Origin of the sequence: Pseudomonas sp. NFACC08-1 (genome assembly GCF_900106735.1) — a bacterium.
GTDB classification, from domain to species: Bacteria; Pseudomonadota; Gammaproteobacteria; order Pseudomonadales; family Pseudomonadaceae; genus Aquipseudomonas; species Aquipseudomonas fluorescens_Q.
Window position 1 is genome coordinate 203246 of record NZ_FNNL01000005.1, and the last position, 21395, is coordinate 224640.

General features: G+C 61.7%; 22 protein-coding genes. 9 read left to right on the forward strand and 13 right to left on the reverse strand.

Annotated elements, in window-relative coordinates; translation table 11 throughout:
* Window position 1 precedes the first annotated feature (1 nt).
* Complete coding sequence (locus tag BLU76_RS12890; RefSeq protein ID WP_092144797.1) at window positions 2-1714, reverse strand: cation:proton antiporter; 1713 nt, start codon at window positions 1712-1714, stop codon at window positions 2-4.
* 189 nt (window positions 1715-1903) lie between these two features.
* Between BLU76_RS12890 and BLU76_RS12895 the strand changes: the two genes are divergently transcribed.
* The 3 genes from BLU76_RS12895 to BLU76_RS12905 all read left to right on the forward strand — a co-directional run bounded on the left by BLU76_RS12895 (window position 1904) and on the right by BLU76_RS12905 (window position 3515).
* On the forward strand, window positions 1904-2140 hold the full coding sequence (locus BLU76_RS12895; RefSeq protein WP_063322298.1) for a glutaredoxin family protein: 237 nt from the start codon (window positions 1904-1906) through the stop codon (window positions 2138-2140).
* A gap of 92 nt (window positions 2141-2232) precedes the next feature.
* A complete protein-coding gene (locus BLU76_RS12900; RefSeq protein ID WP_063322297.1) occupies window positions 2233-2553 on the forward strand; it encodes a hypothetical protein in 321 nt (106 codons plus the stop codon).
* A 71-nt stretch (window positions 2554-2624) separates the two neighbouring features.
* Window positions 2625-3515: a pseudouridine synthase gene (locus BLU76_RS12905; protein ID WP_063322296.1), complete on the forward strand. Its 891-nt coding sequence runs from the start codon at window positions 2625-2627 to the stop codon at window positions 3513-3515.
* Window positions 3516-3593: 78 nt separating this feature from the next.
* Here the strand turns inward: BLU76_RS12905 and BLU76_RS12910 are convergent, their stop codons facing one another.
* Both BLU76_RS12910 and mobA read right to left on the reverse strand, forming a co-directional pair.
* Complete coding sequence (locus BLU76_RS12910; protein WP_003199454.1) at window positions 3594-3815, reverse strand: YgdI/YgdR family lipoprotein; 222 nt, start codon at window positions 3813-3815, stop codon at window positions 3594-3596.
* A 74-nt stretch (window positions 3816-3889) separates the two neighbouring features.
* A complete protein-coding gene (gene mobA, locus BLU76_RS12915) occupies window positions 3890-4492 on the reverse strand; it encodes a molybdenum cofactor guanylyltransferase MobA (RefSeq protein ID WP_092222963.1) in 603 nt (200 codons plus the stop codon).
* Window positions 4493-4570: 78 nt separating this feature from the next.
* Here mobA and moaB point away from each other — a divergent pair, with 78 nt between their 5' ends.
* Window positions 4571-5110 (forward strand): molybdenum cofactor biosynthesis protein B, encoded by a 540-nt coding sequence (gene moaB / locus BLU76_RS12920; RefSeq protein ID WP_063322294.1) that lies wholly within the window; start codon window positions 4571-4573, stop codon window positions 5108-5110.
* 22 nt (window positions 5111-5132) lie between these two features.
* A complete protein-coding gene (glp, locus tag BLU76_RS12925; RefSeq protein ID WP_170867300.1) occupies window positions 5133-6320 on the forward strand; it encodes a molybdopterin molybdotransferase MoeA in 1188 nt (395 codons plus the stop codon).
* A 59-nt stretch (window positions 6321-6379) separates the two neighbouring features.
* Here glp and BLU76_RS31870 read toward each other — a convergent pair whose 3' ends face one another.
* Window positions 6380-6688 (reverse strand): hypothetical protein, encoded by a 309-nt coding sequence (locus BLU76_RS31870; RefSeq protein ID WP_256571802.1) that lies wholly within the window; start codon window positions 6686-6688, stop codon window positions 6380-6382.
* A 346-nt stretch (window positions 6689-7034) separates the two neighbouring features.
* Between BLU76_RS31870 and yegS the strand changes: the two genes are divergently transcribed.
* Window positions 7035-7952 carry a lipid kinase YegS gene (yegS, locus tag BLU76_RS12935; RefSeq protein ID WP_092222966.1) on the forward strand — a complete coding sequence of 306 codons (918 nt, stop codon included), beginning with the start codon at window positions 7035-7037 and terminating at the stop codon, window positions 7950-7952.
* On the opposite strand, the gene BLU76_RS12940 is transcribed toward yegS, so the two are convergent.
* The 3 genes from BLU76_RS12940 to BLU76_RS12950 form a co-directional block, all read right to left on the reverse strand.
* Entirely contained in the window at window positions 7936-8595 is a 660-nt protein-coding gene (locus tag BLU76_RS12940) for a response regulator (protein ID WP_063322291.1), read from the reverse strand. The two genes, yegS and BLU76_RS12940, sit on opposite strands and share 17 nt — an antisense overlap.
* Window positions 8592-9485 (reverse strand): sensor histidine kinase, encoded by an 894-nt coding sequence (locus tag BLU76_RS12945; RefSeq protein WP_063322290.1) that lies wholly within the window; start codon window positions 9483-9485, stop codon window positions 8592-8594. Before BLU76_RS12945 ends, BLU76_RS12940 begins: the two co-directional genes overlap by 4 nt.
* A 233-nt stretch (window positions 9486-9718) precedes the next feature.
* The gene (locus tag BLU76_RS12950; protein ID WP_092144787.1) at window positions 9719-10189 is read right to left on the reverse strand and encodes a hypothetical protein; all 471 of its coding nucleotides are present in this window, start codon (window positions 10187-10189) and stop codon (window positions 9719-9721) included.
* Between the two features lie 482 nt (window positions 10190-10671).
* Here BLU76_RS12950 and BLU76_RS12955 point away from each other — a divergent pair, with 482 nt between their 5' ends.
* Together BLU76_RS12955 and BLU76_RS12960 are read left to right on the forward strand one after the other, a co-directional pair.
* Window positions 10672-11595 carry a chemotaxis protein CheV gene (locus tag BLU76_RS12955; protein WP_063322288.1) on the forward strand — a complete coding sequence of 308 codons (924 nt, stop codon included), beginning with the start codon at window positions 10672-10674 and terminating at the stop codon, window positions 11593-11595.
* Window positions 11596-11666: 71 nt separating this feature from the next.
* Window positions 11667-12476 (forward strand): MOSC domain-containing protein, encoded by an 810-nt coding sequence (locus BLU76_RS12960; RefSeq protein ID WP_092222967.1) that lies wholly within the window; start codon window positions 11667-11669, stop codon window positions 12474-12476.
* 181 nt (window positions 12477-12657) lie between these two features.
* On the opposite strand, the gene BLU76_RS12965 is transcribed toward BLU76_RS12960, so the two are convergent.
* From BLU76_RS12965 to BLU76_RS12990, 6 genes are all read right to left on the reverse strand, one after another.
* Complete coding sequence (locus tag BLU76_RS12965; RefSeq protein WP_014337306.1) at window positions 12658-12942, reverse strand: pyrimidine/purine nucleoside phosphorylase; 285 nt, start codon at window positions 12940-12942, stop codon at window positions 12658-12660.
* Window positions 12943-13035: 93 nt separating this feature from the next.
* Window positions 13036-13578, reverse strand: coding sequence for a 3'-5' exonuclease (locus BLU76_RS12970; protein WP_063322286.1), 543 nt, complete (start codon window positions 13576-13578; stop codon window positions 13036-13038).
* A 62-nt stretch (window positions 13579-13640) separates the two neighbouring features.
* Window positions 13641-15611 carry an acetyl/propionyl/methylcrotonyl-CoA carboxylase subunit alpha gene (locus BLU76_RS12975; protein WP_092222969.1) on the reverse strand — a complete coding sequence of 657 codons (1971 nt, stop codon included), beginning with the start codon at window positions 15609-15611 and terminating at the stop codon, window positions 13641-13643.
* 134 nt (window positions 15612-15745) lie between these two features.
* Entirely contained in the window at window positions 15746-16903 is a 1158-nt protein-coding gene (gene atuD, locus BLU76_RS12980) for a citronellyl-CoA dehydrogenase (protein ID WP_092222970.1), read from the reverse strand.
* A 33-nt stretch (window positions 16904-16936) separates the two neighbouring features.
* Window positions 16937-18553, reverse strand: a complete 1617-nt coding sequence (atuC, locus tag BLU76_RS12985; RefSeq protein ID WP_092222973.1) for a geranyl-CoA carboxylase subunit beta — start codon at window positions 18551-18553, stop codon at window positions 16937-16939.
* 168 nt (window positions 18554-18721) lie between these two features.
* Window positions 18722-20527: an acyclic terpene utilization AtuA family protein gene (locus tag BLU76_RS12990; protein ID WP_092222975.1), complete on the reverse strand. Its 1806-nt coding sequence runs from the start codon at window positions 20525-20527 to the stop codon at window positions 18722-18724.
* 181 nt (window positions 20528-20708) lie between these two features.
* Between BLU76_RS12990 and BLU76_RS12995 the strand changes: the two genes are divergently transcribed.
* Window positions 20709-21335 (forward strand): TetR/AcrR family transcriptional regulator, encoded by a 627-nt coding sequence (locus tag BLU76_RS12995; RefSeq protein ID WP_063322281.1) that lies wholly within the window; start codon window positions 20709-20711, stop codon window positions 21333-21335.
* The last annotated feature ends 60 nt before the right edge of the window (window positions 21336-21395 follow it).

The following is a 21395-nucleotide window of genomic DNA, read 5'->3' on the forward strand; positions in this document are numbered from 1 at the left end:
ACTAGGGCTCCTTGTCCTGGTTGCCGGGATAAAAGCCATGGAGCAGGCGGTAGCGGTCATGACGAACCTGGTCCACATGATGCCGGACCTGCTGCTCGGGCAGGCCGAGCATGATCAAGGCGTGGGAGGCCAGCATCAGGCTCGACTCCAGCAGTTCCGGGACCACTTCGCTGGCCCCGGCAGCCTGCAACTCGGCCAGTTGGCTGTCGTCACGGGTGCGTACCAGGATCGGTACCTGGTGATTGACCTGGCGGGCCGCCTTGAGCACGGTGATGGCGATGTCGGTCTTGTCCACCGCGATCACCAGCAGTCTGGCGCGGCTCAAGCCAACGGCCGCAAGCAGGTCACCTCGTCGCGAATCCCCGTAATGCACGCAGTTTTCCCCGACGGTGGCTTCCCGGATAATCACCGGGTCGTCATCCAGGGCGACGAACGCCTGGCCTTCGCGACGCAGGAACCGCCCGATGGATTGACCGACGCGCCCGTAGCCGCAAATGACCACATGGCCCGACAAGCCGGCGTTGAGTGCGCTGATCTGGTCCAGTTGCGCCTCTTCGTTGGGTTTGCGATGCAGGCGCGCGGCGATGCGTGGCGCCGCACGCAGCAACAGGGGCGTCAGTAGCATCGAGCAGAAGGTCGCGGCCAGAAGCAGGCCGCTGATGTCGGCGGGCATGAGGCGGTTCTGCTGCATGAGGGCCATCAGGGCGAAGCAGAATTCACCGCCCTGGGCCAGCGCCAGGCCACTGCGCCAGGCGGTTTCAACGTCACTGCCGCGCCATTTCACCAAGATGGCGACCACACAGCCCTTGATGAGCATCAGGCCGATGGTCAATCCCAGGATCAACAAGCCGTCGTCGAGGAACAACTGCAGGTCGATCAGCATGCCGATGCTGACGAAGAACAGCCCCAGCAGGATATCTCGGAACGGACGTATGTCGGCTTCGATCTGGTGCCGGTAGTGGCTCTCCCCCAGCAGCATGCCGGCCAGGAACGCTCCCAGGGCTGGCGACAAACCGAGCAGGTGGGTCAGCCATGCCGTCAGCAACACGATCACCAGGGCCAGCAGCACGAACAGTTCCGCGGACCGGGACGCCGCCACCTCATGGAATAGCCGGGGCAACAGCAGTCGGCTAGCCAGCAGCAGACCACCGAACAGAACCAGGGTCTTGCCCAAGGTCAAGGGCAGTGCCCAATACCATGGATGGTCGCTACTGCCGGCGAATACCGGCACCAGGGTCAACAACAGCACCGCGACAACGTCCTGGAACAACAACACTCCGATGGCGTTCTGGCCATGGCTGCTGAAGATTTCTCCCAGGCTGGTCAACTCCTTGCTGACGATGGCGGTGGAGGACAAGGCAAGTCCTGCGCCGAGCAACAACGCGGCGATCACAGGGGCGCCGGCCAACGCCAGCAATCCCGCCAGGACCGCCCCTGAGCACAGCACCTGCAGGCTGCCGAGGCCGAACACGACCCGACGCAGTTCGAGCATTTTCGACAGGGAAAACTCCAGCCCCAACGAGAACAGCAGGAACACCACTCCGAGCTCGGCCAGGTCTGGCAGTTCTTCGCTGTCGTTGACCCAGTCCAGCGCGGTGGGCCCGACCGCCAGCCCGACGCAGAGATAACCCAACACGGGTGGCAGGCGCAGCCGTCTGAACAAGGCGATGACCACCAGGGACGAAGCAAGGATGATCAGCAGGTTGGCAAACAAGGGGAACTCCGTTTCAAGGCTACAACGCACAGCGTAGAGGGGAAAATGCGACAAGCGTCGCTGGAAAGGCATTGACGTTCAGTGATTTGCATCAGCGTTTTACCGAAACACCTTGAAGCGAGCCAGCGACTCGACGGTTTCCCGGGTCGGGCCTAGAATGACCGTCTATCTTTTTTGGGTCTACCCGCCATGCTTCCTGAATGCCAGTTGTTCGGCACCCTGGGGTGTCATCTTTGCGAAGTAGCTGAAGCTGAACTGATGCCTCTCGTCGAACATGGATTGTTGGTGGAGCTGGTGGACATTTCAGAACGCGAAGCCTGGGTGGACAGTTATGGGCTGCGTATTCCCGTGCTGCGCAGGCTGGATACCGGTGCCGAGCTGGACTGGCCCTTCGAGGCCGAACAGATCGTGAAGTTTCTCGGTTGAGCAGCTCATCTGTCAGTTCCTGATACTGCGGTTGGCGAAAGTATCGTGCTTCGGTTACTGTATGTGCATACAGTTATCTGGAGTGCATCCCCTTGGTCAATGTCGAACAACTGAAAAGCAGCGTGAACAGGATGTCCGCGGACGTTGTGCGCGAGGCAGTCCTGGAACTGCGCCTGGATGGCTTGGTTACCGAAGGCAAGACGCCCTTCAATAAACTGCATTTCAACACCTGTTTCGCCGAGATTGAAGCGTTGTTCCAGCGTGCCGGCTATCACAAACAGCTGGATGTGGTGGGTTACCAGGGCCTGTTGTACGCGTTGTACGATCCAGGTCGCTGGGAGGCGGTGGAAGTGCTGCGCTGGTTGAAGGAGTTCACCGAAGCTGCGGCAAAATCGACGTCGGTCACCACGTGAGCAATCATTGCTGGGCTGGCCTGTGCGACTGTCGGATAATACCGCCTCGCAAAAATGCCTAAGAGTTTTCAATGTCCGGTTCATCGTTTTCCGCCGCTCATCATCAGGCCAGTACGCTGTACCTGCCGCCCGGTTCCTGGCAGACGGTGCTGGAGTGCCTGTGCGAGCATTTCAGCGCCATCAGTCGCGAGCAGTGGCTGGACCGGATCGCTCGGGGTCGGGTATTGGACGGGGAGGGCAAGGCCATCCAGGTCGACCTGCCATACCGTGAAGGCCTGCGCATCCACTACTTCCGTGAAGTGCCCGACGAGAAGCCGATCCCGGTGGTGGAGTCGATCCTGTATGCCGACGAGCACTTGGTGGTAGCAGACAAACCGCATTTTCTGCCTGTCACTCCGGCGGGCGAATACGTCGAGCAAACCTTGTTGCGCCGGCTGATCCGGCGCCTGGACAACCCCCATCTGGTGCCCTTGCACCGCATCGACCGGCACACGGCCGGGCTGGTGTTGTTCTCGGCCAACCCGCACACCCGTTCGGTGTATCAGTCGTTGTTCCCGACACGGCAGATCGAGAAGCGCTACCAGGCCATTGCCCGCGCGTTGCCTGGGTTGACCTTTCCCCGGGTGCATAGAAGCCGGATGATCGATGGTGAGCCGTTCTTTCGGATGCAGGAAGGACCGGGCGAGCCCAATACCGAAACGGCCATCGAAGTGCTGGAAAGGAACGGCGAGTTGTGGCGCTATGGCTTGTATCCGGTCACGGGCAAGAAACACCAGTTGCGGGTTCACATGAATGCCCTTGGGGCGGGGATCTGCAATGATCCGTTTTATCCTGATGTGCTTCGGGACGCCGAGGATGACTACGCCAACCCGCTCAAGCTACTGGCGCAAGGGCTGCGTTTCATCGACCCGATCACCGGCCAGGAACGTGTATTCCAGAGCGAGATCATATTGCAGTGGTAGTGCCCCCTGGTTTCCGACCAGGCATAAAAAAGCCCGCAAATGTTGCGGGCTTTTCGTATCTGGCGGTAGCGCTGAAGATTACAGGTCTTTAACGGTACGAACCTGATCCTTGTTCACGCGAGTCTGCTTGCCATCCAGTTGCTCGAATTCGTAGAAGCCGCTTTCTTCATCGTAATGAGGGGTATCGACGGCCTGGATTTCGCGACCGTCATTCAAGGTGATCACTGTTGGCGAAGCGCACCCGGCAAGGGTGGCGAGGCCCAGAGCGAGCATGAACGTGGCGAGGGTCCGTTGTGTCATGGTGTTTCTCCGAATGGATTCTTCAAGTTACTGACCTTCAGACGTATACATTGCGCGCAAGTTCCTGGCTAGTGTCAATCTGACACGCCTTTATGTCGGGCCAGTAACTCCGGGGTGTTCAGATTGGCCAGCCGTGGGTCGTCGGCAGGGCATTGCAAGGCAACGGCGTGCAACGCGCGCATAACCCGACCGGGGCTGCGTTCGCCGTCGCTCCAGGCTTTTTCGAAGCTCGCTGCCAGGGCCAATGGGATGACACACAGCAGCGGTTCCCAATGCTCGCCGTGCCGCACCATCAATGGCTGATCGGGGTGCTGGCTGGCCGTCCTGCGCATGTTGTCGAGCAGGCCTGCGTCGATCTGCGGCACGTCGCACGGTAGCACCAGCAAATACGGATGCTTCGCAGCCTTGAGGCCTGCCCGGATACCTGCCAGCGGCCCGGGAAAGTCGCCTTCCTCGTCATGCACCAACTGATCGGCATACGGTGCATAACGTTGCGCATTACGGTTGCAGGAAATGATCAGGTCATCGCTCAGGGCGCGGGTCTGGCGATGGATATGGGCAATCAGCGGTTCGCCTTGCCACTGCACCAGGCCTTTGTCCTGACCGCCCATGCGTTGCCCGCGGCCACCCGCCAAGAGCAGAATGGAGCAGGATGGCAGCGGCGTAATCGAGGTCATGGCGTGTCTCCGCACGGGCGCAAAAATGAAGCGCTGTGATATAACACCGGGCTGTTTCCTTCACAACTGGACGAGCCTATGAAAGCCAAGGCTGATGTACCTTTCGTGCCGCTCAATATCGCGGTGCTGACTGTCAGTGATACTCGTACCCTGGAAACCGATACGTCCGGGCAGGTCTTCGTCGATCGGCTCACGGCGGCCGGCCACAACCTGGCACAGCGGGTCCTGCTCAAAGATGATTTGTACAAGATCCGTGCGCAAGTCGCGACCTGGATTGCCGAAGACGTGGTGCAGGTGGTGCTGATCACCGGCGGCACGGGTTTCACGGGACGTGACAGCACGCCGGAAGCCGTCACGTGCCTGCTGGACAAGCAGGTCGATGGCTTTGGCGAGTTGTTTCGACAGATATCCGTGGCCGACATCGGCACTTCCACCGTGCAGTCCCGCGCGCTGGCAGGCCTGGCCAATGGCACGCTGGTGTGTTGCCTGCCGGGTTCGACCAACGCGGTGCGTACCGGATGGGATGGCATCCTGGCCGAACAGCTGGATGTGCGGCATCGGCCGTGCAACTTCGTGGCTCATTTGAAACAGGCAGCGCCTTGTGAATCCCGTGGGTAAACCGGGCAAGGCCGGGGCCTTGATGGCTGTTGAGGTCGCGTTGGAGCGACTGTTCGAGATGGCGGCTGCCACGCCGATTGTCCAGCGCGAGCATTTGCCTTTGGCCGCGGCGCTAGGGCGAGTGCTCGCCGAGGATCTGGTGTCGACCCTTGATTTGCCGCCATGGCCCAACAGCGCCATGGACGGCTATGCCTTGCGGTTGGCTGACTGGAGCGGCGAGCCGTTGACGGTCAGCCAGCGGATTTTTGCCGGGCAGGCCCCGGAGCCGCTGGCGGTTGGCACGTGTGCGCGGATCTTCACCGGGGCGCCAGTCCCTGCTGGCGCCGATTGCGTCGAGATGCAGGAAAATGCCGTGGTTGAAGACGACCAGCGGGTGCGGTTTACCGAGCCCATGGTCAGCGGGCAGAACATTCGCCCCCAGGGACAGGAGACCACCGTCGGCGAGCAGGTGCTTTCTGCCGGTACGCGCCTGGGGCCGATCGAGCTGGGGCTGGCAGCCTCCTTGGGCTGTGCCTCGCTGGAAGTGGTGCGCAAAGTTCGCGTCGCAGTCCTGTCCACGGGGGATGAGCTGGTCGAACCCGGTCAGGCGTTGGGCCCGGGCCAGATCTATAACAGCAACCGCGTGCTGCTGTGTGGCTGGCTGCAATGCATGGGTTGTGAAGTGATTGACGCGGGTATCCTGCCTGACGATTTATCGGCCACCCGCGAGCGCCTGGCACAGTTGTCTGATGTCGATCTGATCCTGTCCACCGGTGGAGTATCGGTGGGGGAGGCGGATTTCCTGGGCATCGCCTTGCGCGAGGACGGCGAGCTGGCGCTATGGAAACTCGCCATCAAGCCGGGTAAGCCGCTGACGTTCGGGCATTACCGTGGCGTGCCGGTCATAGGCCTGCCTGGAAACCCTGCCTCGACCCTCGTGACTTTCGCACTGCTGGCACGGCCCTACCTGCTAAGACGCCAGGGCGTTAAGTCGGTGGCGCCGCTCATGTTCAAGGTGCCGGCCGGTTTCGCCTGGCCGAAGGCTGGCAGTCGACGAGAATACTTGCGAGGCCGCATGGAGAATGGTCGAGCGATCATCTACCGGAATCAAAGCTCGGGTGTCCTTCGCAGCGCCGCCTGGGCCGAAGGGTTGGTCGAAGTGCTTGAGGGACGGACGCTGGTGGAGGGCGATGAGGTGGGTTTCATTCCCTTGAGCGAAGTCCTGGGTTAGCACCGTGGCAGGTGTCCTGCGGCCCGAGCCGGATCCTCGGGCCTTCACGCCTCTCACCTTCATCGTGTGAGCAGCATCACCACCTGATCGAATCGATTGTTCGCAATCCAGCCCAGCAGACCGAGCACCACCGCTGCAGCGCCAGCCGAATAGGCCAGCCTGTGGCGGATCACCTTTACGTCGGTGCGAATTTCATCCATGTCTTTGCGGATGTATTTGAGGTGGGTTTCCAGTTCAACGACGCGCGGTTCCAAATCAATTCCTCCAACGGGATTACTGCAACTTTTGCATGCGTTCTGAGTATTGGCCCGCCCGCTTCCAAGGGGAGCGCGCTGCTGGGGCAACAGCTTGTATTCACGGTTATGCATGGGACGGTTCATCCCCTTGGCCATAACTGTTCAAACGACTGATCCGGCCCCAGCGGGCCGTGACGTATCCATCCATGGGTAAGTGCTTCCTTGTGTGAAGAGGGTTTTAGCGTTCCAGCAAAACAGAAGGCCAAGGTGTCTCAATACCGCTAGAGGGTCAATTGAGCTGATTCGCCAGATCGTGTAAGAAAACTCTTCGAATCAAGACGTCCCGGTCGAACGAGCTGCCCTGCGGGTTTTTCCCGGGGGCAAGCCTTCCTGCTTTTTTAATAAATTGAGATGTTTCGGGCTTTTTCGCTCGAATGAGCGGTCCCATTTCCTGAACCTTCCAATGACGGAGACAACGATGAGCAAAGGCAAGGCGCTGTTGATTTTGCATGGCAAGCAAGCGCTCAACGAAGAGGTTCGCACGGCAGTGATGCTCAAGCGCGAGCAGGGCTGGGACCTGGCGGTACGGTTGACCTGGGAGGCCGGTGATGCCCAACGATGCGTCGATGAGGCGCTGGAGGCCGGTTATACGCGACTGATCGCCGGCGGCGGTGATGGGACCTTGCGTGATATCGCCGAAGCGATCGTCCTCCATTCGAGTGAAGCCAGCCTGGTACTGCTGCCGCTGGGCACTGCCAACGATTTCGCCCGGGCGGCTGGCGTTCCGTTGGAGCCTGCGCAGGCCCTGGATTTGCTCGACGTTGCGCCGCAGGCCGTGGATGTGGGGGAAGTCTGCGGTCGGATTTTCCTGAACATGGCCACCGGCGGTTTTGGCAGCCAGGTGACGGCGAACACTTCCGAGGATCTCAAGAAAGTCCTGGGAGGCGCGGCCTACCTGTTCACCGGCCTGTCGCGATTCAGTGAGCTGAGTGCCGCCTATGGTGAGTTGCAGGGCCCCGATTTCCACTGGCAAGGCGATTTGCTCGCGCTGGGCATCGGCAATGGCCGTCAGGCGGGGGGTGGCCACGTGCTGTGCCCGCAGGCGTTGGCCGATGATGGGTTGCTGGACATCAGCATCTTGCCGGCGCCTCAGGAGGTGGTCAGTACGTTGAAGGACTTGCTGGCGGGTGGCCTGGGCATCGACAACATGTTTGTCCGCGCGCGCTTGCCATGGGTGGAGATCAAGGTCGCGCAAGGCCTGGATATCAATCTCGATGGCGAGCCGTTGCAGGTAGACGCCCTGCGTTTCACTGTCCGCCCAAAAGCACTGAACGTGCACCTGCCGACCGATTCGCCGCTGTTGGGTGGCGCGACGGCGCTCAATCGTCCAGGCTGATGATCTGTTCGCGAACCGCGAACAGCACAAGGCCGGCCACGTCATGGATCTGCAGGCGCTTCATGATTTGCGCCCGGTGGGTTTCCACGGTCTTGATGCTCAGGTTCAGGCCGTTGGCTATTTCCCGGGTGGACTTGCCGCGCACGATCAGCCGCAGTATTTCCAGCTGGCGTGCCGTCAGGTTATGAGTCCGGGCGGGGTCCGACTGATGCTTCTGGACGCGGGTCAGCGCCTGGTTGATCACGGTATGGGCGATGGCCGGGCTCAGGTAGCGTTCGTTGTTGCGCAGCGCCTCCAAGGCGTGTTTCAGCTCATTGGCGGTGGTGTCCTTGAGCAAATAGCCATGGGCTCCGGATTCCAGCGCCTGCATGATCAGCGCCGGATCCGTATGCATGGACAGGATCAGCACCTTGCTGTGGGGGCGCACCCGCTTGAGCTGTTGCAGGGCGTCCAGGCCGCAGGTGTCCTTCATGGAAATGTCCAGCAGCACGATATCGGGGTTCAACCGTTCGACCAGTTCGACCAATCGCGTGCCATCACTGGCTTCACCAATGACGGCATAGCCCGGGATATCCATGACCAGCGCGCGCACGCCAGCCCTGATCAGGGAGTGGTCATCGACCAGGAGCAAATTACAAATCAAAGGAGAACCTTATTCTTACTGGCTCGTTCCAGGGCTCGCGGCGCCCAGGGAAAGCGTGCTTCGATGTGCGTGCCCTTGCCGGCCTCGCTGATGACCTTGAGGGTGCCGCCCAACTGTTCGACCCGCTCCGACATGCCGGCCATGCCCCGTTGGCCTTCGCGAGCGGGGTGGGTGGCCGGGACAAATCCCTGGCCATCGTCGCTGATCAGCAGGCTCAGGCCGTCAGGCAGGCGTTGCAAGCGTACCAGCAGATTCGTCGCCCGGGCATGACGCAAGATGTTGGTGACCGCTTCCTGGGTGATCCGGAACACCGCGACCGACATTTCCTCCGGGATGCCTGCCATGCGCTGTTGGCAATCGAGGCTCCACTTCACCGGGGCATTGGCCAGCGTCTTGAGCAGGTGCGCCCGCAGGCTGGCTTCCAGTCCGAGGCTGGCCAGTTGCCGGGGGTTGAGGATCGCCGATACGTCGCGAACCTTGTTGAGGGTTTCGTCCAGGGTCTCGCAGAGTAGCGCGCATTGGCCTTGCAATTCTTCCGGCATCCGCCGCTTGAGCCATTCGCCTTGCAGCTTCGCTGCGGTCAGCAACTGGCCAATGTCGTCGTGCAATTCGCGGCTGAGGCGATGGCGCTCGTTTTCCTGGACCTCAAGCAACCGGTCGGCCAGTTCCTGAGGCTGGAACTTGATGGATTTGCGTGACAATCGATGGTGGATCGCCACACAGGTCATGGCCGCGACATTCAGTACCAGCAGGCTCAACGGCACCGTGTAGGCGAACAGGTAGGCCAGCAGGCAGCCGAGGGTCGAGCAGATACACAATAATAATGTGAAGCGACGGGCGTTTTCTCGGGAGGGAGGCCAGGTGATGAATGACTTGAGGCTGGCGTACATAGCGGATGGAGCCAATGAATGTTCGCTGCGGGCTGGCCGGTCAGCGCATCTGACAGGCCCGGTCGGGTAAACGTTTCAGGTCGAGGGCAGCTTCGGTCGGCGGCTTTTACGGCGCTGTCTTGAAGTGGCTGACGCGAGAGATAGTACCACTTCACCTATCGTTGGTCGCGCTCGGCATGGCGCGGTGAAAGCGCTACGCACCAGGCACGCAGCACTGAGCCGGCATCGTCGCCTCAGGCTTGTTTCTGGGGGTAGGGTACCAAGGCCAGCGGACGTGACACTGCCGATGCCTGGTCGGGGCTCTGGCCTACCTGGAAAGCGAATGCCTCGATCAACGAGATCTGTTCACTGGTGTCCAGGCTCAACTGGCCGGTGGTGTGATCGACCAGTTCCAATTGCCAGGCCATCAGGGTTAAACAATCCTTCAGGGCGTCCAAGGCCTGGTCATGCAACTCCATGTGGCTTTGCGCGTGACTGAGCAAACCATGGATGTGCAGTGAAAACTCCGAAACGGCTTCCAACGCCAAGGCATTGGCCTTGTTCGACAGTTTCAGCAAGGTGCTGAGCATGCAATCGATGGCATCCTTGTCGTTGTTGATCAATTGCAGATGGCTCAGGCATTCCTCCGACTTGGCCAGCAGCGTCTCGGCTTCGATCAGAAGCTCGGGAAGACGCTGACTCCAGTTCCTGCGATCGTTCGGCATGCTTATCTCCACAACATCATGTCAGGCGAAAGGAAACCGCTGATGGCGAACGGCTGGATCTCAAGGTCGACCGCGGTCGGACGCACGGCGACACATCCCTGCCGTTCAGCGAAAGTGAATTCGCAAACAATTGCACGGGTGGGATCGGCCGAAGGACTGGAGGTCCGATGTCCTGTGGTCGCGCACAAAAGCCTGACTCCGTTCAGCAATGAGAATGGCGTCACATTAATGGCTATTGGATACCGGGAATATCAGGTTGGACCTGATTGTGCCTAGGGGAATCCCTTAGGCAGGGGAACTTTGCAGACAAGCGAGGGTCGCGTGGCAGGGAAAAATCGCAGATGAAATCATGAAGCCAGTAAAGCATGATGTTAATGTGACATCAATGCCCCGCGCTTGTATTTTATCCGGGGGTCAAGATTCGGTCCGTCCAGCCGATATCTCATTCATTGGATTCATCCGAACAAGCCCAGGAGTCATCAATGGCCGGCATTCTCGACACAGTAGATCAACGAACCCAACTGGTGGGTGAGAATCGCCTGGAAATTCTCATGTTTCGCTTGGCGGGTCGACAGTTGTTCGCCATTAACGTGTTCAAGGTCCAGGAAGTGCTGCAGTTGCCGAAGCTGACCCTGATGCCGCAGCGTCACGCGTTCGTGTGCGGCGTGGTCAATCTGCGCGGCCAGACGTTGCCGGTGATCGACCTGTCCCAGGCCATTGGCATGCGTCCTTTGGTGCCGGGCCCCAACAGCACCATTATCGTGACTGAATACAACCGCTCGGTTCAGGCATTCCTGGTGGGCGGCGTCGACCGCATCGTCAACATGAACTGGGAAGCCATCCTGCCACCGCCGACCAGCGCTGGCCGTGAGCACTACCTGACGGCCATCAGCAAGGTGGACGATCAGTTGGTGGAAATCATCGACGTGGAAAAAGTCCTGGCCGAAATCGTGCCGTACAACGCCAAGGTCTCCCGGGACAAGCTTGAGGACCCGGTGCTGGAGCGCGCCCGTGGTCGCGAAGTGTTGCTGGTGGACGACTCCAACGTCGCGCTCTCGCAACTGCGCGATACCCTGGGGCAACTGGGCGTGAAAATGCACATCGCCAGCGACGGCCTCAAAGCCCTGAACATGCTCAAGGCCTGGGCCGATACCGGCGAGGTCATGACCGATAAATTGCTGATGATCTTCACTGACGCGGAAATGCCCGAAATGGACGGCTACCGGCTGACCACCGAAATCCGCAACGACCCGCGCTTGCGTGGGCTCTATGTCGTACTGCACACCTCGCTGTCCGGCAGCTTCAACGATTCGATGGTCAAGAAGGTCGGTTGCGACAACTTCCTCTCCAAATTCCAGCCGGACAAGCTGGTCGATGTAGTGCGCCAGCGGCTGATGCTCGACTGAAACCGATGGTGGTTTGCTTCAATGGCCGGCTCGTATAAGGTGGCATTTTTTCGCCACCAGGGAAGTTGACCATGTTGCGGCTGAGCGCGCTGTATCGGTATCCGTTGAAGTCCGGCAAGGGCGAGTCCTTGCAAGGGATCGGCCTGGACAAGCTCGGGCTGGACGGTGACCGGCGCTGGATGCTGGTGGATGAGGGCACAGGGCGTTTCCTGACCCAGCGAGCCGTGGCGAAGATGAGCCAGCTCTCAGCCTTGTGGAACGAATCGGGCGGCCTGACGCTCAGCGCGCCGGGCCATGGCGCCATCGACGTGCCGCTGCCGCCAGTGGTGGAGGAACAGCGGCGCGGGGTGATTATCTGGCGTGACACCTTGCGTGTGCCGGATGCCGGTGACGAGGCCGCGGCCTGGGTCAGCGAATTCATCGGCAATCCTACCCGCCTGGTGCATGTGCCGGTGGATCTGGCGCGTACCACCGCCGCCGGTTATGGCAAGGATGACGATAAGGTTGCCTTCGCCGATGGTTTTCCCCTGCTGCTGATTGGCCAGGCGTCCTTGCAGGACCTGTCGAGTCGGGTCGGTCGTTCGCTGGAAATGTTGCGCTTTCGCCCCAACCTGGTGGTCGAGGGCAGCGAGGCGTTTGCCGAGGACGGCTGGAAGCGCATTCGTATCGGCGAGGTTGAGTTCCGGCTGGTCAAGCCATGCTCACGTTGCATCATGACCACGGTCGATCCGCAAACCGGCGAACGCGATCCGAATCGCGAACCCTTTGCCACCTTGCAGCAGTACCGCTCGACACCGGACGGTGCGATGTTCGGTCAGAATCTAGTCAACGACAGCAATGGTCGGCTTGAAGTTGGCATGCCGGTTGAAGTGCTCGAATAAAAGGATCCGTAAACAAAAATGTGTGGCGAGGGGATTTATCCCCGCTGGGCTGCGAAGCAGCCCCAAAAAGGCTGAACACAATCAGCCTGATACACAGAGGGCGGCAGGTCTGGGGCTGCTTCGCAGCCCAGCGGGGATAAATCCCCTCGCCACAGATGAGCGGCGTATCTATGCCACAGAATCAGCCGCGATACTCACACAGGTAAGCGGTGTCGACGGCCACTTTGAGCTGGAATTTGCTGTTGGCCGGAACGTTGAACTGGCTGCCGGCTTCGAAGGTTTCCCAGTCGGTGCTGTCAGGCAGCTTCACGGTCAGGGCGCCGGAGACCACGTGCATGATTTCCCGTTGGGCCGTGCCGAACTCATATTCGCCCGGTGCCATGACGCCGATGGTCGCAGGGCCTTCGGCAGTGCCAAAAGCGATCGACTTGACGGTGCCGTCGAAGTACTCGTTGACTTTAAACATGGGCGATTCCTCGAAAAAGGGGCTGAAAAAGGCCGGCCAGTATGCACAAGGCCGCAACATTCGTCATCTGCCGCGCTGGGAGGTGGCTGCCGCTCAACCCGGAAGCACCAGGGGCAACAACCGTGCGGTATTGCGGGCATCTTCCAGCGCTCGGTGCTGTTGACCGCAGAATTGCAGGCCCGCCAGTTGCAGCGCGCCATTGAGCCCCAGCGGTCGCTCCAGTCGACGGGCCTTGGCGAAGCGTTGCTTGAGGTTCATGTGCGGCACCTGGCCGAGGACACTGTGCAATTGCTGGTGCTGCCATTCCTGAAGCAGTTGCTTGCGGTCGTAATCGCCCCAACTGACCCAGCTTTCCAGCTTCGACTGATACGGCGCCAGCCAGCGCTCGAACACCGGCCAGACCTCGGTCAAGGGTGCGGCACTGTCGATATTGGCCTGGGTGATGTGGGTCAGTTCGCGACAGAAGGGCGTCAGCAGCGGTCGCCTCAAGGGCCGCACGAAGCGCTGGAAATGATCCACTTCGCGGCCGTCACGATTCACCAGCGTGGCGCCGATTTCGATAATTTCCATTTCGGTTACCGGCCAGCCACCTTCATCGGTGGTGGCCTCCAGATCAATCACCAGCCAGTGAGGCATTGCAGGGTTCCCGGTATCGGCGTGCTGATGGGTTTGAGCGTAGTCAAACCCTCGGCATCCGACTAGTGGGCCCTTTCAACGCGCAACAAAACCTGGCGTTTTTTCACCTGGTCACCCCGCGCGACCTGCAATTGCCTGACCACGCCGTCGACGCCGGCCTTGAGTGGGTGCTCCATTTTCATGGCCTCAAGCACCATGAGCAACTGGCCTTGGTGCACGGTGCTGCCTTCGCGGACCCGCAGCTCGACAATGGCGCCGTCCATTGGCGCCTTGAGCGTGCCGTCGCTGGCGCTGGTCTTGGCGGCGATGGGGGCCAGGGTCCGATCTTGCAGGTGCAGGCCACCAGGGCAGGCGAACAGCCAGAGATCGTTGCCATCGAGGCGCCACGCATGCCGCCGGCGAATCCCATCGATCACCAATGTTGCGCCATGGGGGGTAGCGTCGAGCAACCTCAGTTCGATCAAGCGCCCGGCACTGCGGATATTGAATGTGCCGTCGGCTTCGGCCATCAGGCTCAGCGTCCAGTCGTGCTCCCCGACACCGATCCGGTAATGCAGCGCCACGCCGATGCTGTTGCGCCATCCGCCCAGGCCCTGAGCATGCCGTGCCTGCGAGGCCTGATAAAACGCCGCCGTGGCGATGGCGAGTTGTTCGGCAGAGGGCTCAAGGGGCCGGAGCGCCGCATGATCGGTAAAGTGTTGCCCGATGAATCCGTTGCCGAAGTCACCGTCGATGAACCGCGGATGTGCCAGCAACCCGGTGAGCAGCCGCTGGTTGCTCTGGACGCCAAGCAGGACGCAATCTTCCACCGCTCGCAATAATTTGCGTCGGGCCTCCTCGCGAGTGGCGCCGTGGACGATGAGCTTGCCTAGCATCGAGTCGTAAAACGGGGTGATGGCTTGGCCCTCCAGCAGGCCATGGTCGATTCGCACGCCGTCCTGCATGGGCGGCTCCCAACCGATCAACCGCCCGGTCTGGGGCAGAAAATCCGCTGCCGGGTCCTCGGCGTACAGCCGCACCTGCATGGCATGGCCGCTAAGCGTCACCTGCTTCTGGCGCAGGGGCAGCGCCCTGCCGGCGGCGACGTCCAATTGCCAGGCCACCAGATCCAGGCCGGTGATCAACTCGGTGACCGGGTGTTCGACCTGCAGGCGCGTGTTCATCTCCAGGAAGTAAAACCGACCGTCCGCAGCGAGCAGGAACTCCACGGTCCCGGCCCCGACATAATTCACTGCGCGTGCGGCCTTGAGCGCCGCGTCACCCATGGCCCGGCGCAGGTCGGTGGTCATGACCGGGCAGGGCGCTTCCTCGATGACTTTCTGGTGGCGCCGCTGGATCGAGCAGTCCCGTTCGCCCAGGTGGATCAGCTGACCGTGATGGTCGCCGAAGATCTGCACTTCCACATGCCGCGGATCGATCAACGCCTGTTCGAGGATCAACTCGTCGCTGCCAAAACCATGCAGGGCCTCCGAGCGCGCGCCGCGCAACTGCTCCAGCAGGTCCTCGGCCCGCTGGACCAGGCGCATGCCTCGACCTCCGCCGCCGGCGCTGGCCTTGATCATCAACGGGTAGCCGATACGCCCGGCTTCGCGCTGCAGCGTGTCGTCGTCCTGGGCGGCGCCCTGGTAACCGGCGATGCAGGGAACGCCGGCTTCAATCATGGCGATTTTTGCCCGGCGCTTGCTGCCCATCAGGTCGATGGCCTCGGGGCTGGGGCCGATGAACACGATGTCGGCCGCTTCGCAGGCCTTGGCGAACCCGGCATTTTCCGAAAGGAAGCCGTAGCCGGGATGGATCGCATCGGCTCCGCAGCGCCGGGCTGCATCGAGAATGGCCGAGGGGTTGAGGTAGGACTGCTGCGCCGCGGCTGGGCCGATCAACACCGCTTCATCGGCCATGCGCACATGCAGCGCGTCGGCGTCAGCCTCGCTGAACACCGCTACCGTGCGATAACCCAGGGCTTGGGCGGTGCGCTGGATGCGACAGGCGATTTCGCCGCGGTTGGCGATGAGGATTTTGCTGAAGGCGGGCATGGGTTCATTCCTGGCGTCTTGCGGTGTCTGTATGGGCCTCATCGCGAGTAAGCTCTGCTCCCACAGGCGAATGCACTCACTGGGCATTGTGGGAGCAAAGCGTGCTCGCGATGGCGCTCTGGCAGGTGATGCACTCAGTTTTTCTTTCCCGGCAAAATCCCCATGAGTTTGCAGATGATGCCCAGCATGATCTCGTCCGCACCGGCACCGATGGACACCAGCCGCACGTCGCGATAGGCCCGGGCGACCGGGTTGTCCCACATGAAGCCCATGCCGCCCCAGTATTGCAGGCAACTGTCGGTGGTTTCCCGGGCCAGGCGTCCGGCCTTGAGCTTGGCCATCGACGCCAGTCGCGTGACGTCCTGGCCGTTGATGTACTGCTCGGTGGCCTGGTAGACCAGCGCCCGCAGGCATTCGATCTCGCTGGCCAGTTCCGCCAGGCGAAAGTGGATCACCTGGTTGTCGATCAGGGGCGCGCCGAAGGTCTTGCGTTCCTTGCAGTACTCGATGGTGCTGTCGATGCAATGCTCCAGGCCCTTGAGCATGTTGGCCGCGCCGAACAGGCGTTCTTCCTGGAATTGCAGCATCTGCATCATGAACCCGGCGCCCTCCTGGCCGATGCGATTGCGTTGTGGCACCCGCACGTCGTCGAAAAACACCTGGGCGGTTTCCGAACTGCGCATGCCGAGTTTGTCCAGGTGCTGGCCAAGGCTGATGCCGGGGCTGTGCATCGGCACCATGATCAGCGACTTGTTGACGTGGGGCTTGTCGTCCGAGGTATTCGCCAACAGGCAGATGAAGTCCGCGCTTGGCGCATTGGTGATCCACATCTTGCTGCCATTGATGACGTAGTCGTCGCCGTCCTTGCGCGCGGTGGTCTTGAGGCCGGCGACGTCGGAGCCGGCGCCCACCTCCGAGACGCCGATGCAGCCCACCTGTTCGCCGCGGATGGCCGGGCGCAGGAAGGCTTCACGCAACTCATCGGAGCCGAAGCGGGCCAGGGCCGGGGTACACATGTCGGTTTGCACGCCGATGGACATGGGCACGCCGCCGCAATGAATGGTGCCGAATTCCTCGGCCGCGACGATCGAATAGCTGTAGTCCAGGCCCATGCCGCCGAAGGCCGCTGGTTTGGAGATGCCCAGCAGGCCCAGCTCGCCGGCCTTGCGGAAAACCTCATGGATGGGAAAACGCCCGGCTTTCTCCCATTCGTCGACGTAAGGGTTGATGTCATGCTCGACAAACTGGCGAACGGTGCGCCGCAGTGCTTCGTGTTCCTGGGTGAAGATCATTTTCAGTGTTCTCCTGTGAGCCGTGGAGCGTCCTCAGAAACGGGCCACGCCGAAGCTGTTGGCTTGCAGTGGCCGCTGCTCGGCCTCGTGACAGATGTCCAGCAGGTAGCCCAGCAAAGTGCGCGTGTCGCGCGGATCGATGAGCCCGTCGTCCCACAGGCTGGCGCTGCCGTAGAGGGCGGTGGACTGGCTGTCGAGTTTCTGCGCGGTGGTTTGTTCGAGCAGGTCCAGCGCCTTCGGGTCGGGGGTCAGGCCGTTCTTGATCTGCGTGGCCTCGGTGACCATGCGCAGGACCTTGCCGGCCTGGGCACCGCCCATCACCGCCGTATGGCTGTTGGGCCAGGCGAAGATGAAGCGTGGGTCCAGCCCACGGCCGCACATGGCGTAATTGCCGGCGCCATAGGAGCCGCCCACCACGACGGTCAGCTTGGGCACTCGGGCATTGGCCACGGCCTGGATCATCTTGGCGCCGTGCTTGATCACCCCTTGTCGCTCTGACTCGGTGCCGACCATGAACCCGGTGGTGTTGTGCAAAAACAGCAACGGCGTGCGGCTCTGGTCGCACAATTGGATGAACTGGGCGGCCTTGCTGGCGCCTTGCGGCGTGATGGGGCCGTTGTTGCCGATCAGGCCGCAGGCATGGCCGCGAATGTGCAGGTGACCGCAAATCGTCTGGGCGTCGAACTCGCTTTTGAAGGCCAGGAAATTCGAGCCGTCGGCGATGCGGGCGATGATTTCCTGCACGTCATAGGGTTTCTTCGGGTCGTCGGGGACCAGTCCCAATAATTCGTCGGCAGGGTAGAGCGGTTCCGGCCAGCTCCGTTCGGGCTGCGGTGGCAGTTGTGCATTCCAGGGCAGCAGGCTGAGAATCTCCCGGGCCAGGCGCACGCCGTCGGCGTCGTTCTCCGCCAGGTATTCGGCGGTGCCCGCCACCTGCGCATGCATCTGTGCACCGCCCAATTCCTCCTCGCTGGCCACTTCGCCGGTCGCGGCCTTGAGTAACGGCGGCCCGGCCAGGAACAAGCGCGCCTTGTCGCGCACCACCACCACGTAATCCGACAACCCTGGCTGATAAGCCCCGCCTGCGGTGGCCGAACCATGCACCACGGTGATCTGTGGCAGGCCCATGGCCGACATGCGTGCCTGGTTGGCGAAGCAGCGTGCGCCTTCGACGAAGATCTGCGCGGCGTAATTGAGATTGGCGCCGCCACTTTCGGCGAGGGTGATGACCGGCAGTTTGTTTTCCATGGCGATCTGTTGCAGGCGCAGGGTCTTGTACAAGCCGCTGGGGGAAATCGTGCCGCCCTTGATTGCGCTGTTGTTGGCCACCACCAGCACCCGCACCCCGGACACGTAGCCGATCCCGGCGATCAGGCCGCCGCCGGCCTGGCTACCGTCCTTGTCGTCATGGAGTTTGTAGCCGGCCAGGCTCGCCAGTTCGAGGAACGGCGCGCCAGGGTCCAGCAGCAGGTTCAGGCGCTGGCGCGGCATCAGTTGGCCGCGCTGGTCGAACTTGCCCTGGGCCTGGGCGGCTTTCTCCAGCACGGCCTGTTCGAGCTGGCGCAGCTGTTCGACACCGGCCAGCATCGCCGCGTGGTTGCGAGCGAAGTCAGCGCAGTGCGGGTCAAGGTGCGATTCGATGACTGGCATTGGAGTTCCTCATGTTCGAACAAATGCGCAAAACCCTGTGGCGAGGGAGCTTGCTCCCGCTCGATTGCGCAGCAATCGCAAAAATCGGGGTCGCTGCGCAACCCAGCGGGAGCAAGCTCCCTCGCCACACAAAAGCTGCTGGTCATGTGCTTGACCGAGCGGCACGGGTCATGGCGACTCTCCCTGGCCGACCCGGTCGGCAATGTGCTGCGGCACCGGTATCTGGATCTCCAGCAACTGTTGGGCGAACGCCTTGCCCTGGGGATCGATGCGCAGACTGGCGACACCGCCCCCGCCGAGGGCGTTTTCCAGCAGGAAATTCAAGCTGTGGGTGCCCGGCAGGTACCAGCGTTCGACCCGGCCCAGCAGCGGGTCGAGCACGTGGCTCATCCAATCGACCAGCACCTCCGGGGTCAGCGCCTCGGCGATCCAGGGCAGGTATTCGGGGTCCCGGGCGATCACGCCAATGTTGCTGTGGTTGCCCTTGTCGCCGGAGCGCGCCACCGCCAGTTTGACCAACCGCACGCTGGCATCGGTCCGGCCTTGGGGTTTGGGCAGGTCCGGGGCGACGGGCAGATCGAGGGTGTGCAGCGGTTTGAAAGCGGGCAGGGGACAAGGGTGACGCTGGCCGTCGAGTTCAATCTCGAGCCGGCAGGTGGCCTTGTCGATCAGGAACGAGAACAGGCGAATCAACGGTGACACCGTCGGCCGGCCGCCGACCAGCCCTGTCAGCCCTGGCGCCATGCCGGTGGCGGCTTGGGCGATTTCCCTGGAAAACAGCACCAGCGGCTGTTTCTCCGGGTGCCGAACCGCCAGCTTGATCACCACCTCACGACTGTCCCGGCGCTGACTGTGCTGGCCGTAAGTGGCTTCGCTGCCCAGCAGTTCGATGTTCACTTCGCTGTAGGGCGACCAGCCTCGTTGGCTGAAAATCTGTGAGGTCTTGGCGACGATTGCCTGGCTGATGCGTTCGGCCTTGGCCACCGCATCAATGCCGGCGATCAGGCAGGTGGCGGTGCAGCGCCAGCCGTCCGGCCAGGTGGCGCTGACCTTGTATTGATCGGTGGGCGGCAAGCCCTTGGCACCGTGGACGCGCACGGCGTGCTTGCCTTGCTGGATCAACCTGACCTGGCTGAAATCACAGATCACGTCCGGCAATAGATAGCCTTGCGGGTCGCCGATTTCGTAGAGCAACTGCTCGCCGACGGTCAATGGCGTGACCAATCCGCCGCTGCCTTCGGCTTTGGTGACCGTGAATTGGCCGTCGGCGCTGACCTCGACGATGGGAAAGCCGATGTGCTCGTAATCCGGCACTTGCTCCCAGTCGGTGAAGTTGCCGCCCGTGCACTGGGCGCCGCACTCGATCAGGTGCCCGGCCAGTGCGGCTTGGGCCAATCGGTCGTAATCGTCCCAGGCCCAGTCGAATTCATGCACCAGGGCGGCGCTGACCACGGCGCTGTCCACCACGCGACCGGTGATCACCACATCAGCCCCCAGGCGCAACGCCTCGACGATGCCGGGCGCGCCGAGGTAGGCGTTGATAGACACGCACGCGCAGGGCAGGGGTTCGCCACTGAACATTTCGCGAATGCCCTGGGCGGCGAGCCGTTCGAATTGCGGTTGCAGGTCATCGCCCAGCAGCACGGCGATCTTCAACGGCACGCCCCGCTGGTCGCAGGCCGCTTGCAGGGCCTTCGCACAGGCCCGGGGATTGACCCCGCCGGCGTTGCTGATGACACGGATCCCGTTGTCATGCAAACGCCCTAGCAACGGTGTGAGGACCTCGATGAAGTCCGTGGCGTATCCGCTCGAAGCATCCTTCAGCCGCGCCCCGGCCATGATCGACATCGTCACCTCGGCCAGGTAGTCGAACACCAGGTAATCCAGCGCCCCGCCCTCGACCAGTTGCGCCGCCGCAGTACAGGTATCGCCCCAGAAGGCGCTGGCACAACCGATACGGATCGTTTTGGGCATGGCGTTCCCTCCGGCAAAGGTGGTTCGAGACTACCAAGCAAGCGCTTGGTTTGTAAACGACCGCTGGTTCTTCTGGCCGAGCGCTTGCTTGGTTGCCTCGGTCAGCTTAAATTGCCCGCGCCACTGATGGTTTGGTGTGCAATTGCTCGCGCGTTGGTTGATCGACTGTAGGAGAGAATGGGTGGACGAGCAAAAAGCCCTGGGCGTGATGCGGGAGCTGGTCGACAACGGGCAACTGACCGACCCGGACAGTGCTCGCGGCAAATTGCTCCAGACCGCCGCCCACCTGTTTCGCAACAAAGGCTTCGAGCGCACCACGGTGCGTGACCTGGCCAGTGCCGTGGGCATCCAGTCGGGCAGCATTTTTCACCATTTCAAGAGCAAGGACGACATCCTGCGGGCGGTGATGGAAGAAACCATCCGCTACAACACCGCATTGATGCGCGCAGCCCTGGCCGAGGCAGACAGTGTGCGTGAGCGGGTATTGGCGCTGATCCGCTGCGAATTGCAGTCGATCATGGGCGGTACCGGCGAGGCCATGGCGGTGCTGGTCTATGAATGGCGTTCGTTATCGCAGGAAGGGCAGCGGCACGTGCTGGCCCTGCGTGATATTTATGAAGACTTGTGGCTCGAGGTCCTGGGCCAGGCCAAGGAGGCCGGGTATATTCGCGGTGACGTGTTCATTACCCGGCGGTTCCTCACGGGAGCGTTGTCCTGGACCACCACCTGGTTTCGCGCCGAAGGCAGCCTGAGCCTCGATGAGCTGGCCGAGCAAGCCCTGATCCTGGTGCTTGAAGAAAAACAATAATCGAGCAATACCTTAAATGACCGTGCGTGGCTGGCTAAGTGACTGAAACCGCCTAGCTTG